We start from the raw sequence: 15,670 nt of genomic DNA on the forward strand, positions 1-15,670 counted from the left end.
CCGATGCCCGACGGCCCGGATGGTGGCGACCGCGCGGGGATCGTCATCCCCGTCGGAGGCCATCGACTTCATGTGATCGACGAGGGCGAGGGCCTGTCGGTTCTGCTGATGGCCGCATTGGGCAGCAATTGGTTCGACCTCGATGCGTTGACGGTGCGGTTGCTCCGACAGGGCTTTCGAGTGATCCGATACGACCGCCCGGGCTACGGCCTGTCGAGTCCGCGGCCGCCGGACGAGATGCCGGGTCTGCTCGACGAGGTCGACCGGATGCGGATGGTGCTCGACGCGGTAGGCGTCGGCGGGCCGGTCCTGATCGTCGGTCACTCGCTGGCATCGCTGTACGTCGAAGCGTTCGGGCGGGTGTATCCGGAGCGTTCGGCCGGACTCGTGATGGTGGACGGGTCGTTCGTCCTGGCGCCGTGGCGGGTGGTGCCGGCGAGGTGGGGCGTGCGGGCTGCCCACCGAGCCGTACGGGTGGCGCAATCGGTGACCGCGGCGATGGGTGTCCATCGGTGGCCCAGCGCAGGTGTCTGGACCCTGGTCGTGCCACCTCCGCCGGAGGGATTCACCGACGACCAGCGGCGGTGGGCCGGCCGGGTTTTCGGGCAGCCGCGGTTCATGACGGCGTTGCTGGCGGAGAATGCAGTCTTCGCCACGATGGATCGTGATCTCCGCGACTTGCGCCGCACTCATCAGTTGCCGGACGTACCGATCGACGTGGTGGTCGCGTCGCCTCGGATGCCCGGGTGGCGGCACTTCTGGGAGTGGAAACAACGGCGCTATGCCCAGACGCTGATCACCGCCGCGGGCGTCGAGGCGCACGTCGACGTCATCAGCCCGGCCCGGCATTTCGTCGTCTCCCAACGTCCCGACGAGGTCGCCGCGATCATCGGTCGGATGGCGGGTGGGTAGCAGCGGAATCGCCGCCAGTGCGCACGTGCGCCGACGCTACCGCGCGAGCGCGCGCACCGCGGCCGGGTTGCGGTAACTGTGGCTGTCCGTCACACCTAATTGCATGGCTGCCTAAACTGGTGGCCATGACCGAACTGACCTTCACGCCGACCGCCGACCTCGTGGACGAGATCGGCGACCTCGTGCGCAGCTGCGACACCCAGTTCACCCAGTACGGCGGCAACCGTGAGTTCGTCGGCCGAGTGACCACGGTCAAGTGCTTCCAGGACAACGCGCTGCTCAAGTCGATCCTGGGTGAGTCGAACCCGGGCGGTGTGCTCGTCATCGACGGCGCCGAATCCGTGCACACCGCGCTCGTCGGCGACATCATCGCCGAACTCGGCCGCTCCAACGGTTGGGTCGGGATCATCGTCAATGGAGCGATCCGCGACGCCAAGGCGATCGGCGAGATGGAGATCGGGGTCAAAGCGCTGGGCACCAACCCGCGCAAGTCCACCAAAACCGGAGTTGGTGAGCGCGACATCGCGCTGTCCATCGGTGGTGAGACCTTCCACCCCGGCGACATCGTCTACTCCGACGACGACGGGATCGTCATCGTCGAGAGCGCCGAGCCTGCCGAGACCGCCGAGTCCGACACCACCGAAAGCTGAGGGACCCGCCATGCCGAAGCCCACCCCCGACTACTTCCGGCGATTGGCCGAGCTCGTCGCGATCGACGACGCCGGCGCCCGCCCTACCCGACCGGTGCTGGAGGCGTTCAGCGGCGCCGAGATGGCGACCATCCCCGTCGGTACCGCCGACGACCTGGAGACCGCGGTCGCCCGTGCGCGCAGTGCGCAGCAGGGGTGGGCCACCCAGACGCCGCAGCAGCGTGCCGAGGTACTCAACCGCTTCTCCGATCTGGTGTACCGCAACGCCGCCGAGCTGATGGACATCGCGCAGGCCGAAACCGGCAAGGCGCGCATCTACGCGCAGGAAGAGGTGATGGACGTCGCGCTGACCGCGCGGCATTACGCCACCACCGGACCCAAGACGCTGGCCGAGCGCAAGGTCAAGGGGATGCTGCCAGGTGCAACCAGTGTGCGGGTGCGCTATCAGCCCAAGGGCATCGTCGGCGTCATCAGCCCGTGGAACTACCCGCTCACCCTGGCGGTCTCCGATGCGGTCGCCGCGTTGATCGCGGGCAACGGTGTGGTCATCAAACCGGACAGCCAGACGCCGTACTGTGCGTTGGCCGTCGCCGACCTGCTGTACCAGGCAGGTTTGCCGCGTGAGCTGTTCGCCGTGGTACCCGGGCCGGGCAGCGTGGTGGGGCAGGCGATCGTGGCCACCACCGACTACGTCATGTTCACCGGATCGTCGGCGACGGGCGCCTCGCTGGCCGAGCAGGCCGGGCGCCGACTGATCGGCTTCTCTGCCGAGCTCGGCGGCAAGAACCCGATGATCGTGACCGCCGGCGCTGACATCGACAAGGCCGTCGAAGGGGCGGCGCGCGCCTGCTACTCGAACTCGGGTCAGCTGTGCATCTCCATCGAACGCCTGTACGTCGACAAAGAGATCGCCGACGAATTCACCACCAAGTTCGCGGCGTATGTGTCGGCGATGAAGCTCGACGCCACCTATGACTTCTCCGCCGACATGGGATCACTCGCGTCGGCGGCGCAGGTCGACACCGCCGAGGCCCACGTGCGCGATGCGGTTGAGAAGGGCGCCACGGTGGTCGCCGGCGGGCGACGTCGCGCCGACCTCGGCCCGTTCTTCTTCGAGCCGACGGTGCTCACCGGCGTCTCCGACGAGATGACCTGCTTCGCTGACGAAACCTTCGGTCCGGTCGTCTCGATCTATCCGGTCGACTCCACGGACGAAGCCGTCAAACTCGCCAATGCGACGCAGTACGGACTCAACGCGTGCGTCTTCGCCGGCAGCAGCGCGGAGGCCAACGAGATCGCCGACCAGCTGCGCGCCGGCACGGTCAACATCAACGAGGGCTATGCCGCCGCGTGGGGTTCCACCGCCGCACCGATGGGTGGCATGGGCATCTCGGGTGTTGGTCGACGTCACGGCGAGGAGGGCATCCTCAAGTACACCGAGCCGCAGACCGTCGCCGAGCAGCGCTTCGTCGGCATCGACCGCGCGCCCGGCATCCCAAAGGGCATCTACCGCGCCGTCACGCCGTACGCCGTGCGCGCGCTGAAGTACCTGCCGGGCCGGTAGGAAGCCCCGCGCGCGTCGCAGTCCTTCCCCCGGGTATCGCTACTTCCGCCGGTGGCAGCTGGGGGAAGTAGCGATACCCGGGGGAGGAACCTCGGATCGGGCGTTCACAGGGTTCTCCCAGCCGGCTTCCAGGGGCGCGGGAGGGCCGGGGCCCAGTGTGGGATCAACACATCCGACACAGGAGGACCCGAATGACCACAGCGTTGGAGCGACGGGGGCTGGAACGACCGGGGGCATCGACGCCCGGTGAACCACCACCCCCGGCCGGCGGCCGTTTCCGCCGCGTCGCCGACCTACCTCGACCCACACGCGCCGTCCGGTGGAGCCCGTACGCACTGACCGCGCTGCTCGTCTCCACCGCCGTGCTTTATCTGTGGAACCTCTCCGCCAGCGGATACGCCAACACGTTCTATGCGGCGGCGGCACAGGCGGGCTCGCAGAGCTGGACCGCGTGGTTCTTCGGATCTCTCGACTCCGCCAACTTCATCACCGTCGACAAGCCCCCGGCCTCGCTGTGGGTGACCGGGCTGTCAGTGCGGTTGTTCGGGATGAACAGCTGGGCCGTGCTGGTACCGCAAGCGCTGATGGGGGTGGCCGCTGTGGCGCTGCTGTACTGCGCGATGCGCCGCACCTTCGCCGACCCGCGTCACGGCACGGCCGCGGGCCTGATCGCCGGTGGCGTGCTCGCCTTCACCCCGGCAGCGGCGCTGATGTTCCGGTTCAACAATCCGGACGCGCTGCTGGTGCTGCTGATGGTCGCGGCCGGCTACGCCCTGATCCGCGCGATCGCCACCAACTCGGGCCGATGGTTGGCGCTGGTCGGTGTCGCGCTCGGCTTCGCTTTCCTCACCAAGATGCTGCAGGGCCTGCTCGTACTCCCCGCCTTCGGACTGGCCTACCTGATGTTCGCGAACACCGGCTGGATCAGGCGCATCGGCCACCTGATCGGTGCGACCGTGGCGTTGATCGTCTCGGCGGGCTGGTTCGTGCTCGCAACGATCCTGGTGCCGGCATCGGCTCGCCCGTACATCGGCGGCTCCACCGACAACACCTTCATGGACCTCGTATGGGGATACAACGGCGTCGGTCGCATCAGCGGTGGCTCCGGTGGCGGAGGCGGCATGGGCGGCGGCCAGGCGGGCGGTTCGTTCGGCGGCTCGACCGGACTCAACCGACTGTTCAGTTCGGAGATGGGCAACGAGATCTCCTGGCTGCTCCCGGTTGCGTTGCTGGCCTTGGTGTTCGCGGCCTACTTGATGGTCCGTAGCTTCCCGATCTTCCGATCGACCGGCGGTATCAGCCGCGTCGAAGGCGGAGCAATCGTCGCCTGGGGTGGTTGGCTCCTGGTCACCGGACTCATCTTCAGTTTCATGAGCGGCACCATCCACCCGTACTACACGGTGGCGTTGGCGCCCGCCATCGCCGCGCTCGTCGGCATGGGTGGGGTATTCGCCTGGCGACGCCGTAGCAAGTGGGACGGTCGCCTCGCTCTCGCCGGGATGATCGGACTCGCCGCGGCCTGGTCCATCGTCTTGCTGAACCGCAACGACTTCGGGCCCGTGTGGTGCCGGTGGCTGATCGGCGCGGTCGCCGCCATCAGCATCGTCGCCCTGCTGGTCGGCAGCGTGATGGCGTGGCGAAAAGTGGTCGCCGGCGCGGTGATCGCCGGTGCGCTCGCCGGATTCGGTGGCACCGCGACCTTCTCGATCGCCACAGCCGCGACCCCGCACAGCGGGTCCATCCCGAACGCGGTACAGACCTCGATGGAATCAGGTGGCATGGGTGGACCGGGCGGCGGAATGGGCGGCTCGGGTGGTGGCAACCCGCCGACCGGCGCGGCGGATGGACAGACGACTCCCGACGGCGCGACCCAGAACGGCGCAGCCCAAGACGGCACGACTCAAGACGGCACGACTCAAGACGGCACGACTCAAGACGGCGCAAGGCAGAGCGCTGCGCAGGACGGCACCACTCAGGACGGCGGCCGCGGCGGGGCCGGTGGACCCGGCGGAATGGGTGACATCTCCTCGAACACCGAACTCGTGGAACTGCTGACCTCCACCGACACCACCTGGTCGGCCGCGACCAACGGCTCCCAGTCGGCGGCGGGCATCGAGATCGCCACCGGCACAGCGGTGATGGCCATCGGTGGGTGGAGCGGTGACCCGGCGCCCACACTGGAGCAGTTCATCGAGTACGTGCACGACGGCAAGATCGCCTACTACATCGGCGGCGGTCAGGGTGGCCCCGGCGGCAACTCCGAGATCGCCGAGTGGGTGGCGCAGAACTACACGGCCACCACGGTCGGCGGCACCACGGTGTACCAGCTGACCTGACCCACCGGAAGTCGATCGCCCGCGACGCAACCGCGCCGCGGGCGATCTGCTGCCCACCGCTCGGCAGGTAGGGTCGGTGCCATCCCCGGGGAAGGACGCCGACGATGACCGACCGCATCACCGAGTTCGCCAACGGCCCTTACGTCTTCGACGTGATCGACGACGGGCCGATCGACGGGCCGCCGGTGATCCTGCTGCATGGTTTCCCGCAGCGCGCGACAGTGTGGGAAGGCGTGGCATCACGATTGCACGACAACGGGTTACGCACCCTTGCTCCCGATCTGCGCGGATACTCACCGCGCGCCAGGCCGCCCGCGCGACGCGATTACCGCATGGGCGAGATCGTCGCTGATGTCGTCGCACTGATCGACACCTTGGGGGCCGACACCGTCGATCTGGTGGGCCACGACTGGGGCGGCGCGGCGGCCTGGGCGGTGGCGGCTGGCCATCCCCAGCGCATCGCGACGCTGACCGTGGCGTCCATGCCACACCCCGCCGCGTTCGTCCGGGCCATGCCGCGAGGGCAGGTGCTGCGGTCCTGGTACATGGCCGCCTTCAATCTTCCGAAACTCCCGGAATGGTTCCTGTCCAAGCTGTTTCGCTCTCCAGGTGGCGGCGCCCGGATGGGGCTGCCGGAGCCGTTCGCGAGCCAGCTCTACTCCGACATCGTCGCCTCGGGCGCGTTACCCGGTGCGTTGAACTGGTACCGGGGGATACCGTTCTGGGGCCGCGCGGACCGCCGCATCGGGCGCGTGCGGGTGCCCACCACCTACGTCTGGAGTGACGGCGACTTCGCGCTCGGCCGGGTCGCCGCGGAGATGACGTCGAGCTATGTGGATGCGCCCTACGAGTTCCGGATCATCCGCGATGTCGACCACTGGTTACCGGAGGCCCGCCCGGCCGAGGTGGCCGCCGCGATCGTCGACCGGGTCGGCGCCTGACCCGGTCACGATCAACGCCGACGGCGCAGAATCTCGATCACGAACAGCAGCACCGCCCCGAACACGCCGGCCGCGATGATCGGCACGGCGCGGTTTCTGGTGGGCAACTCGGTGGGTGCTCCCGCTCGCAGCTGGGCGAAAGTGGCGCGCTGCGCATCGGATTCGGCCACCACGTCGACCACCGCCGGTGACGGCCGCGACGGCGGGGCGCCCGGTGCCGTCGACGCGCGGCCGGCGGGACCGGTCGACGCCTTTTTCGTCGGTGGCTTGGTGGCCCCCGGCTTCGACGACGCCGGTCGCGATGCCACATGCCTGGCCTGGCCTGCGTTCGACTTCTGCTCGGGGCTCGACTTCTGCTCGGGACTCGACTGCTCGGGGCTCGACTGCTGTTCCGAAGGTGCGGTCACCGATTCATCGGCCTGCGACTTCCCCGGTGTGGGTTCCTCGACGGGAGGATCGACGGGCGTGGTCTCCGGCGGGGCCTTCTTCGCTGCGGCCTTCTTCGCGGCGTCCGTGGTGGCAGGCGCCTTCTTGGCCCCAGCCGTCTTGGCGGACGACTTCTTCGCCGCGTCCCGGGTGGCGGCCTCCTTCGCCGCGGCCTTCTTCACGGGAGCTTTCTTAGCCGGAGTCTTCTTCGCCGCGGCCTTTTTCGCCGGAGCTTTCTTTGCGGCGGCCCTCTTTGCCGGTGTCTTCTTCGCCGCCTTCTCGGCGGGACCAGGCTCGGCGGGACTTGGCTTGGCGGGACCAGGCTCGCCGGGCGTGCTCCCGGCTGCGGCCGGATCCGGCACGGCGCCGTCTGCCGGAGCCTGCTGTGGTTGAGCCCCGTCGGAACCGTCATCGTCTCGACGGTCCGCCGGTCCCGGCTCGGTCATCTCCCTCACGCTCCCTTGGGGGTCGAATCGTGCACGCCCAGTCGGGCGAGGATGTCGGCCTCGATGCCCTCGAGTTCGGATTCGATCGAGTGGTGCGCGGTGCGCCGCTGCGAGGCCGGCATCGCCTCGGCGGCGTCGACGGCGATCGCGAGATTGTCGAGGCGAGTGACCATCGCGGTGACGAAGGCCGAAGCGTCGTCGGAGGTGTCGGTGGTGGCGACCTTCTCCAGCGCCGACCGCGTAGTGGCGATACGGGCGTGTAGCGTCGCGCCGTGTCCGGAGAACTGGCGCAGCACGTCGGGGGCCACTCCGGCGCGACCGGCCTGCAGAGCGGTCAGCTGACCACGCGCGGCCACGGCAGCGCGATAGGCGATCGGCACCACGATCGGGGACACCAGTCGGGCGACGAGGAGATACCGCCGAACGCTCGCCGGAGAGAATCGCTGGGCATCTACCGCGGCCTTGGCTTCGACGGCGGCCGTCTTCGCCTGGGCCTTGGCGGCCTTGGCTTCCGCCTTGCCGGCGGCCTTGGCGTTCTTGCGTTCGAGTTTGAGTTCCTTGCTACGGAACTTGTGTTCGGCCTTGCGGAGCGCCTTCTGCGACTTGCGCGCGCTCTTCGCCTCCAGTTTGGCCTCGAGTTTCGCCTTGGTCTTCATCGCCTTGGCCTCGGCCTTGCGCTGCGCGCGGGTCTTGCCGTCGGACGAGAACAATCCCATTTCTAGGACCTACCTCCTGTGTGGTGCCCCGGGGCCCGGCCGACCGGCGAGGTCGGGGAAACACCGAGCGGGCGTCGACTGCATCGGTACAAGCATTACATAGGCTCGACAGGGGCGAACCGACGTGAACCAGACGGGTGCGCGTGGCGGACGACCCGGATCGGCGATGTCGGGAGAGGACGGACCAGTGGTGAGGGTGGTGTTACACCCCCGCGATCTCGCGGGATGCGAGCACCGGCTGTACCTCGACCACGCATACCCCGACCTGGCGCGATCGCGACCCGACACGCCGGAGGCGCAGCGACGCAAGGCCGCGGCGGCCGATCACCGTGCCGCCGTCCGAGAGATGATCCGTGGCCTACACAGCGATCAGGCGCCGGGCACCGTGGTGCTGATCGACCCCGACGCCACCCACGCTGCGCGCGCCGAGCAGACCCTGTCGGCGTGTGCCGCCGGGGCCGCCTGGATCTGGAACGCGACGCTGCCGACCGATCGCGAGGCCGGGCGACGCGGTCACGCCGAGTTGCTGATCCGCGACGGTGACGGGTACCTACCGGTGATCGTCGTGAACCATCGGGCCAGCTATCCGGCGAAAAATCCGCGGCGACCGACCGGCACCGCCGGCGCGAAGAACGGCACCGATGGCACTGTCAACGTCGCGGACGCAGATACGAACAGCGGCGGGGCCGCGAACGGCAACGAGTCCACGAACGGCAACGGTGCTGCGCAGGGCAACGGGGGCCCCAAGGTGACGGTGACCAGTCCGGTGTGGGCCTGGTCCCCGTCGGCGGACCCCACCCGCAACGGGCGCAATCAGCGACGTGACCTGCTCCGACTTGCTCAGCTGACTGCGATGTTGACCGAGCTCGGGCTTGCCACCTCATCGGATCCGGCCCGGCTGCGTGCCGGGGTGATCGGTCTCGACGCCGACTGCATCGTCGTCTACGAGATGGCCTCGGCACTCACCGACTACGCCGAGGTGTTCGCCCGCCGCATGGCGATTGCCGAACAGCAGGTGTCGACCACACCCCGCCGGATCGGCGAATGCCGCAGCTGCTCGTGGTGGGAGCGATGCGGACCCGAACTGGAACAGCGCCGCGACGTGAGCCTGGTGGTGGGTGCCAACCAGAGCCGAATTCTCGCCGATGCCGGGATCACCACGATCGATCAATTGGCCGCGCACCGTGGCGGGCCTCCCGACGAATGGCCGGGCAACGCGCGCTTCGACGACGCGATACTCACCGCCATCGCCTGGTTGCAGGGCATCCCGTTGATCCGGCGCCTCGACACCCCGGTGGTGCGGCGTGCCGACGTCGAGGTGGATGTCGACATGGAGAGCTACGGCGAACACGGCGCCTACATGTGGGGCACGCTGCTGACCGACACCACCGACCCGACCTGCGAGGTCCGCTACCGGCCGTTCGTCACCTGGCAACCGCTGCCCACCACCGACGAGGGCCGCTCGTTCGGGGAGTTCTGGACGTGGCTGACCGCGCAGCGCGACGCCGCCCACGAGGCCGGGAAGTCCTTTGCGGCGTACTGCTATTCGCAGCAGGCTGAGAACCGCTGGTTACTCGGCTCCGCAGACCGGTTCGCCGGGGCCCCGGGCGTGCCGTCGCGCGCCGAGGTGGAGGCCTTCATCGGGTCGGCCGAGTGGGTCGACATCTACGAGGCTGTCGGCCGCAACTTCATCTGCCCGAACGGGAAAGGTCTCAAGCGCGTCGCGCCCGTCGCCGGATTCACCTGGCGCGACGCCGACGCCAGCGGCGAGGCGTCGATGGACTGGTATCGCGACGCGGTGGGCCTCGGCGGCGGGGTGCCGGACCCCACGCAACGCGAACGATTGCTCGAATACAACGAGGACGACGTGCGCGCGACCAAGGTGCTGCGGGAATGGATCACCGACGGCGCGCGTGCGGCGGTCCCGCATCGGGACACGCTGCTCGCCGGCCGCGACGCCTGACCGATTACGGCCGCGACGACCGCAGCGCCTCCAGGAACGACCCGCTGCCCAACAACGCCATCGCGCCGAGCAGAAGTAGCCCACCGGGCGCCAGCCCGATCATGATGCGTCGGGGCGAGGCCGCCACGTCGGAGTCCGGAACCACCGGATCGGCGAGTGCCGCCGGTGCCATCTCCGAGACCGGGTCGGGGATGGGCGCGGAATCGTCCGGACCCGCATCCTCAGATGACGTCGTCTCGTTCGGTACGGCACCGGCCGAACCGCCGGTCGACGACGGCCCGCCCGGACCGGTCGCCGAGTTCGCGCCGGCGCCCGCTCCCGTGCCTGCTGTGGGCACCGTCGGTACCGCAGCCGGCGCCGGCGCAGCGGTGTCCTCCGGTGCCGGGTTCCCGGTGCCAGGCGGCCCCGATCCACCGGAACCACCGGAACCACCGGTGCCGGCCGCATCCGGATCGACGTCGGGTGACGCGTCTCGGCTGGGCGGGCGCGGGGTGTAGCGCGGCGGTACGACCGATCCGTCGTCGGTGGTCTCGGTGGTGGTCGACGGTTCCGTGGATTCGCTGGTGGTAACGCTGCTGGATTCGCTGGTGCTCGACGACCCCGTGGATTCGCTGGTCGTAGTGCTGGTTGATTGGCTGGTGCTGGTGCTGGTGGATTCGCTCGTGGCAGGACTCGTGGTTGCGCTGCTCTGGCTCCCCGACGCGGTCGCCGACGTCGTCGAATCCTCGTCGTCATCGTCATCACCGTGCCCATGCCCGTGCCCGTGGCCATGCCCGTGGTGATTGCCGCCGCCCCACCCCGAGCCGCGGTCGGGGCGGTCTGATGCCGGAGTGGACAGGGCCAGCCCGGCGCCGAGAGCCGACCCGAGTACCACCAACGTCGCGAGCATCGCCAGCACCGGAACCGAACGTCGGCGACGCTGCGTACCTGCTGGAACACGATGTGTCATCCGACCCCCGATCCGGTTACGTAAGCACCAACGTATGGTGTGAGTTGAACCCCGCCGTTCACCTCTCGGCAACTTCCGGTTCGCGACGCCACATCTTGTTCACGATCGAGTGTGAATAATGCCACAGGGAGGATTCGTTACATCGTTGCCACAGGTGATACGCATGGGCGATGGTAGTCGGGTACGTTCAAATCGCAACGGGCGTTGCATCCACGATGCACGCGGGTCTTTAATGTTTGCAAGTTCAAACGACTTTGAATTTGCCGGGGAGAACAATGACTATACGAGGTGCGGAAATGCCTGTTGACGGCGGACGTCGGACCGGGGCGGTCGACACCGAACACACTGCAGTAGTGGATCCGGGACTGTTCGCGCGACGTCTCGAGGAACTGTTCCGTACAGTGCCCGGCCCCAACGGCCGCGCATACAGCGCCAAGGCGATCGCCGCCCGATCGACCGAGCGCGGTTTCCGGCTCGGGGAGTCGTATCTGAGTCAGCTGCGTTCCGGTAAGGCCAAGTCGCCGTCGTTCCGCACGGTCGAGGGAATCGCGGCTGCATTCGGCGTGGACGTCCACTACTTCCTGGAAGACCGCGCCGCGCAGCGCACCCGCGACGAGATCGATCTCATGCGTCTGCAGGCCGACACCAACGTTCAATTGGCGGCCTTCCGCCTCGCCGGTCTGTCGAGCGACTCGGTCACCATCGTCAACGAGCTCATCAAGGTGCTGCGCGAGCAGCAAGGACTGCCGAAGGATCCGCCCGACGTCATCGCGGCGGGCCTGGGCGAGACCCCGGAGGACGCCCGTCTGCGCGTCGTCGGCGGGCCGCACAATAACTGACCGCAGGGGTCGTACACCGCTCCGGGAGCCATGCGAAGTCATCGTGCGCTGAGGTTGCTCTGTCGCGACACGCTGAAGGGCCTCGACCTCGACCTGCCGCTGGACGTCACCCAGCTGTGTGACCGGCACGGGGCTCGGCGTGGACGCCCGATCCGGTTGATCGCCCACCCGCTGCCGGTGGGTATGCCCAACGGTGTGTGGCTGGCCGCCGACGATGCGGACTACTTCTTCTACCAGGCCAATACGTCGCCGCTGCACCAGCAGCAGATCATCATCCACGAGTTCGGTCATCTCATCGCCGGACATCAGATCCTGGGTGCGGTGTCGGCGTCGGCGCTGACCGCGCCTGCCGACGACGACTCTGCCGATGCACTGAGTCGGACCTGCTACGCCGACGACCGCGAGTGGGAGGCCGAGATGCTCGCGTCGATGATCCTGAGCTGGGCGGCCGAGGCCACCGAGGTGGTCGGCACGACCGCGCGCAACGACGACCTGCGGGGCATCCAGCGTCTTCTCGGCGGCCACAAGGGCTGGTTGTAGGCATGATCGCCGTCGGAATCCTCAACACAGTCGCGGCCGTCGTGTTCACGGCCGCCTTGTGCTGGCGCCTGGAACAGATCCGGCGTGAAGGCGGCGGGTTGCAGTCGATCGCGATGACCATCGCCATCGCCGCACTCACTCTGGCCTTCGTGGTCTCCGGCGCCGACGTCACCGAGGCGATCGACACGGTGACCTTCACCGGGGCGGCGCGGGTGCTGTTCTACGGGCTGCTCGCCGTCGGAGTGGCCGCGCTGATCATCGTCTTCTTCTTCCCCGGGCGCTCGACGTCACGCGAACGCCGGGCCGGGATCGAGGCGGTGCCGCTGGTCGTCGCGCTGATCGGACTGCAGATCACGATGCTGGTCATCCCGATTGATCTGCGCACCGAAGGTCTGTCGGTGTGGACCGCCCGCAACATCGCGTACGCGGTGTTCGTACTGATCGCCAGCGGCTACCTCACCTACGGATTCGTCGCGTGTGTCCGCAGCATCCGGCGGTTTCTCCAACTGGCCGAGGGATACCTGCGGACATCCCTGGTCCTGTTGCTGATCGGGTTGATGTCCCTGACCGCCGGAGCGGTGACGCAGATCGTGTTCGTGATCGGTTCGGCGACACGCACCTTCGGCCAGGGCCGGCTGCTCGACGTGAGCGGGGTCTGTTCGGCCGTCGGCGTCGTCGCCTTCCTCGTCGGGATCAGCTACCCGATGCTGCGCGCGCGGTGGCATGCGATCACGTCTCGGCGCCGGTATCGACGGGAGATCGACGCGCTTGGACCACTCTGGGAGCTGGTGACCGAAGCGGTTCCCGAAGTGGTGCTTCCGGTTGGTGGGGCGCCGGCACCGGCTCTGCTCCTGCACCGACGCGTCGTGGAGATCCGCGACGCGCTCACCCAGCTGAGCCCGTATCTGACCGATGATTTCGAGGTCGTCGACGACGCCGCCCGCGCGGACATGATCTGGGCTGCCGTCGAGGAGTATGCGGTGGCGGGACCGCCGCGTGCTGCGGTGCGCGACGTCGTGCCCGGCGGCGCGGACATCGAGACCGACGCGGCGCCACTTGTGGCGTTGTCCGCTGCGGTCGCCGCCCAGCCGGTGGGCTGAAGCCGGCCCGCCGATCAGCGCGAGCTGTGCACGGCCGCGTCGTCAGCGGGATCGGTTGCTGCGGTGCGGCGCAGGTGCCGGAGGTAGAGCGTGCCGACGCCGAGCAGCACGACCACCGCGGACAGGGTGGCGATGATGGTGACCGCCGATGCGTCGGACAGTCCTTCCCACAGCAGCCAGGCGCCGAACCCGAAGAACAGCGCGGCCGCGCCCCGGGCGATGATGCGTTCGGGCAGATGCCGGCCCAGCAGGGAGCCGACCGCGATGGCCAGCGCATCGGCCGCGACCATGCCGATGGTCGAACCGATCCACACACCGAGCCAGTCGTTGTTGGTCGACAGCGTGATGGTGGCCAGCATCGTCTTGTCGCCGAGTTCGGCGAGGAAGAACGACGACATGACAGCGAAGAACACCGATGCGCCCACCCGTTCGGCCTTGGTGGACTCGTCGTCGTCGAGGTGATCGCCCCGGATGGTCCACAGACCGAACACCAACATGGCCAGGCCCGCGAGGATCGACATCACGTCGGTGGGGATGGACAGGCCGAGGAAATGTCCGAAGAACACTGACACCGCGTGCACCGCGGTGGTGGCCACGGTGATGGCGAGCAGCACCACCCACCACCGGTATCGGAGGGCGTAGGTCATGGCCATCAGCTGTGACTTGTCGCCGAGTTCGGCGACGAAGATCACGCCGAAACTCAACAACAGGGCAGCGATCACGGAAGCCACGTTAGGGTGCCCACACCCGGGCTCGCAACAGATCGCGGACCCGTATTTATGCAGGTAGGAGGCTCAAAACAAAAAGTTTGGGGACCCTAACAAATCAGTTGGCCGGGTGTATGGCACTCGGTGCAGGTCAGGGCTGTCTGGGGTGACTGCGTCATCAGTTGATCCGAGCTCGCGGACGTCTGAGCACGTGTCCGCCCGATGCCGAGACCGACGGGATCTGCTCAACGAACCAACCGGCGATGCGCCCCTCCTGCTGCCCGGGTATCTGCTTGCCTGGGCGCCTCATCGAACGAGTAGGTCTGCCGCTGGGGCATCCCTGGCAGTCACACATCCGCTGCGCGAGGCGTGGCTGGATTGACGTAACGCGACAATATCGGCGGAATATGTTGTGCCGCAGTATGTTTCGTCACCGGTGACGAAACTTCACGTGAACCACGTTCTGGTGGTAGTCAAGCCACTCTCGGCAAATCGACTTCGCACTAGTAGTAGATCGTGTTCCGCTGCTAGCGTCGAAGCTTGTGAAACGATTGATAGCGGGGGCGTTGATCGCCGGAGCAGCAACTTTCGGCCTGGTCGCCGGTGCCGGGGACTCTGACGCGAAGATCAACGAGGGGAACTACAAGCACCAGCTCCTCATGTACGGCGTCGTGCCGACACCCGAGTCCAACGCTCGGGTCATCGGAAACACCTACCAGCAGGACTACTACGGCATCGGGCCGAAGAACGTTTACCAGTATTCGATCCGGCCGACGAAAGACGGTGGCGTAGCCAGCTACTCGTCGCATCCGGCCGTTGAATGGTACTACCGGACGGAGTATCACCGGACCAAGAACGGCTATGTCGGCACGACGTACAACTTCGGTGTGCCGATCGGCACCATGCTTCTCAAAGAGCAGCCCAAGGGCCGCTGACTGTATCTGACCACTGCAATCGCTGTGTCCGACGCCAATCGTCGGACACAGCGATTGTCACATCAGCAGTAGTGCTCGCCGGGCGGTCGGCAGTCGTGAGCTCATAGCTACGCACCCCTGACGTCGGCCGTCCGAGCCACCGTCCGCAGTACAGTAGCCCGTCGCTGCATCACCGACTGCACCGACTCCACATACGCCCTGATCTGAGCGGTGCCGATCGTGTAGCAACTGACGCCCAGGGCTGCAGCGATGTCCGCTGCAACCTCTGCAGGCGCCATTCCCTCTGTCCCTCCGTGGAACCGGGGGTCAGCCAGATTCACCACCCGCGCCGCCTCAGCGAGCTCGAAGGCCGTCTCCGGCGACAGCCCCTCGAGGCGCGAAGCGTCTAACAGGCGCTGCACCATCCTGCGCAGCAACGTCCGCGGGCACAGCGACTTTGGCGCCGCCGGAGTCCGCATCGCCTGATTTGGTTCAATCATCAACTCCCCCACTTCCGCTCGACGAACCACTCTGAGAACAGGCGCCGACCGGATCGGTGCCGAGTCTTCGTCGCAACAGCTGAGAAAAGATGTGGTTCCCCCGGAATCGTGGAGGACTCCTCTATGCGGCTTCGGGCTCGGTCAGTGCGGCGTTCTCGTAGTCGACC

Annotated in this window: 14 protein-coding genes; 10 read left to right on the forward strand and 4 right to left on the reverse strand. The window is 67.7% G+C overall.

Annotated features, from left to right (window positions below):
- Positions 1-3: 3 nt before the first annotated feature.
- The 5 genes from VX037_RS22565 (at position 4) to VX037_RS22585 (ending at position 6,403) form a co-directional block, all read left to right on the forward strand.
- On the forward strand, positions 4-912 hold the full coding sequence (locus VX037_RS22565) for an alpha/beta fold hydrolase (RefSeq protein WP_235725664.1): 909 nt from the start codon (positions 4-6) through the stop codon (positions 910-912).
- Positions 913-1,037: 125 nt separating this feature from the next.
- On the forward strand, positions 1,038-1,562 hold the full coding sequence (rraA, locus tag VX037_RS22570) for a ribonuclease E activity regulator RraA (RefSeq protein WP_235725665.1): 525 nt from the start codon (positions 1,038-1,040) through the stop codon (positions 1,560-1,562).
- A gap of 10 nt (positions 1,563-1,572) precedes the next feature.
- Positions 1,573-3,126: a succinic semialdehyde dehydrogenase gene (locus tag VX037_RS22575; RefSeq protein WP_328715952.1), complete on the forward strand. Its 1,554-nt coding sequence runs from the start codon at positions 1,573-1,575 to the stop codon at positions 3,124-3,126.
- A gap of 191 nt (positions 3,127-3,317) precedes the next feature.
- Positions 3,318-5,462 (forward strand): ArnT family glycosyltransferase, encoded by a 2,145-nt coding sequence (locus VX037_RS22580; RefSeq protein ID WP_328715954.1) that lies wholly within the window; start codon positions 3,318-3,320, stop codon positions 5,460-5,462.
- A gap of 104 nt (positions 5,463-5,566) precedes the next feature.
- A complete protein-coding gene (locus VX037_RS22585; RefSeq protein ID WP_328715956.1) occupies positions 5,567-6,403 on the forward strand; it encodes an alpha/beta fold hydrolase in 837 nt (278 codons plus the stop codon).
- A gap of 11 nt (positions 6,404-6,414) precedes the next feature.
- Here VX037_RS22585 and VX037_RS22590 read toward each other — a convergent pair whose 3' ends face one another.
- A complete protein-coding gene (locus tag VX037_RS22590) occupies positions 6,415-7,275 on the reverse strand; it encodes a hypothetical protein (RefSeq protein ID WP_328715959.1) in 861 nt (286 codons plus the stop codon).
- Between the two features lie 5 nt (positions 7,276-7,280).
- Positions 7,281-7,991 (reverse strand): DUF6474 family protein, encoded by a 711-nt coding sequence (locus VX037_RS22595; RefSeq protein WP_235725675.1) that lies wholly within the window; start codon positions 7,989-7,991, stop codon positions 7,281-7,283.
- A gap of 166 nt (positions 7,992-8,157) precedes the next feature.
- Between VX037_RS22595 and VX037_RS22600 the strand changes: the two genes are divergently transcribed.
- Positions 8,158-9,954, forward strand: a complete 1,797-nt coding sequence (locus tag VX037_RS22600) for a TM0106 family RecB-like putative nuclease (protein ID WP_442903738.1) — start codon at positions 8,158-8,160, stop codon at positions 9,952-9,954.
- A 4-nt stretch (positions 9,955-9,958) separates the two neighbouring features.
- On the opposite strand, the gene VX037_RS22605 is transcribed toward VX037_RS22600, so the two are convergent.
- A complete protein-coding gene (locus VX037_RS22605) occupies positions 9,959-10,903 on the reverse strand; it encodes a hypothetical protein (protein ID WP_328715960.1) in 945 nt (314 codons plus the stop codon).
- A gap of 275 nt (positions 10,904-11,178) precedes the next feature.
- Here VX037_RS22605 and VX037_RS22610 point away from each other — a divergent pair, with 275 nt between their 5' ends.
- Genes VX037_RS22610 through VX037_RS22620 form a run of 3 tightly spaced genes read left to right on the forward strand, consistent with a single transcriptional unit; the run spans position 11,179 to position 13,382 of the window.
- Complete coding sequence (locus VX037_RS22610; RefSeq protein ID WP_372475356.1) at positions 11,179-11,742, forward strand: XRE family transcriptional regulator; 564 nt, start codon at positions 11,179-11,181, stop codon at positions 11,740-11,742.
- A gap of 30 nt (positions 11,743-11,772) precedes the next feature.
- Entirely contained in the window at positions 11,773-12,282 is a 510-nt protein-coding gene (locus tag VX037_RS22615) for an ImmA/IrrE family metallo-endopeptidase (RefSeq protein ID WP_235725680.1), read from the forward strand.
- 2 nt (positions 12,283-12,284) lie between these two features.
- Positions 12,285-13,382 carry an MAB_1171c family putative transporter gene (locus VX037_RS22620; RefSeq protein ID WP_287017089.1) on the forward strand — a complete coding sequence of 366 codons (1,098 nt, stop codon included), beginning with the start codon at positions 12,285-12,287 and terminating at the stop codon, positions 13,380-13,382.
- A 14-nt stretch (positions 13,383-13,396) separates the two neighbouring features.
- On the opposite strand, the gene VX037_RS22625 is transcribed toward VX037_RS22620, so the two are convergent.
- Positions 13,397-14,104 carry a TMEM165/GDT1 family protein gene (locus tag VX037_RS22625; protein ID WP_235725683.1) on the reverse strand — a complete coding sequence of 236 codons (708 nt, stop codon included), beginning with the start codon at positions 14,102-14,104 and terminating at the stop codon, positions 13,397-13,399.
- Between the two features lie 527 nt (positions 14,105-14,631).
- Here VX037_RS22625 and VX037_RS22630 point away from each other — a divergent pair.
- A complete protein-coding gene (locus tag VX037_RS22630; protein ID WP_287017090.1) occupies positions 14,632-15,024 on the forward strand; it encodes a hypothetical protein in 393 nt (130 codons plus the stop codon).
- Positions 15,025-15,670: the final 646 nt, after the last annotated feature.

This window comes from Gordonia sp. Z-3 (genome assembly GCF_036233855.1).
Lineage (GTDB): Bacteria > Actinomycetota > Actinomycetes > Mycobacteriales > Mycobacteriaceae > Gordonia > Gordonia tangerina.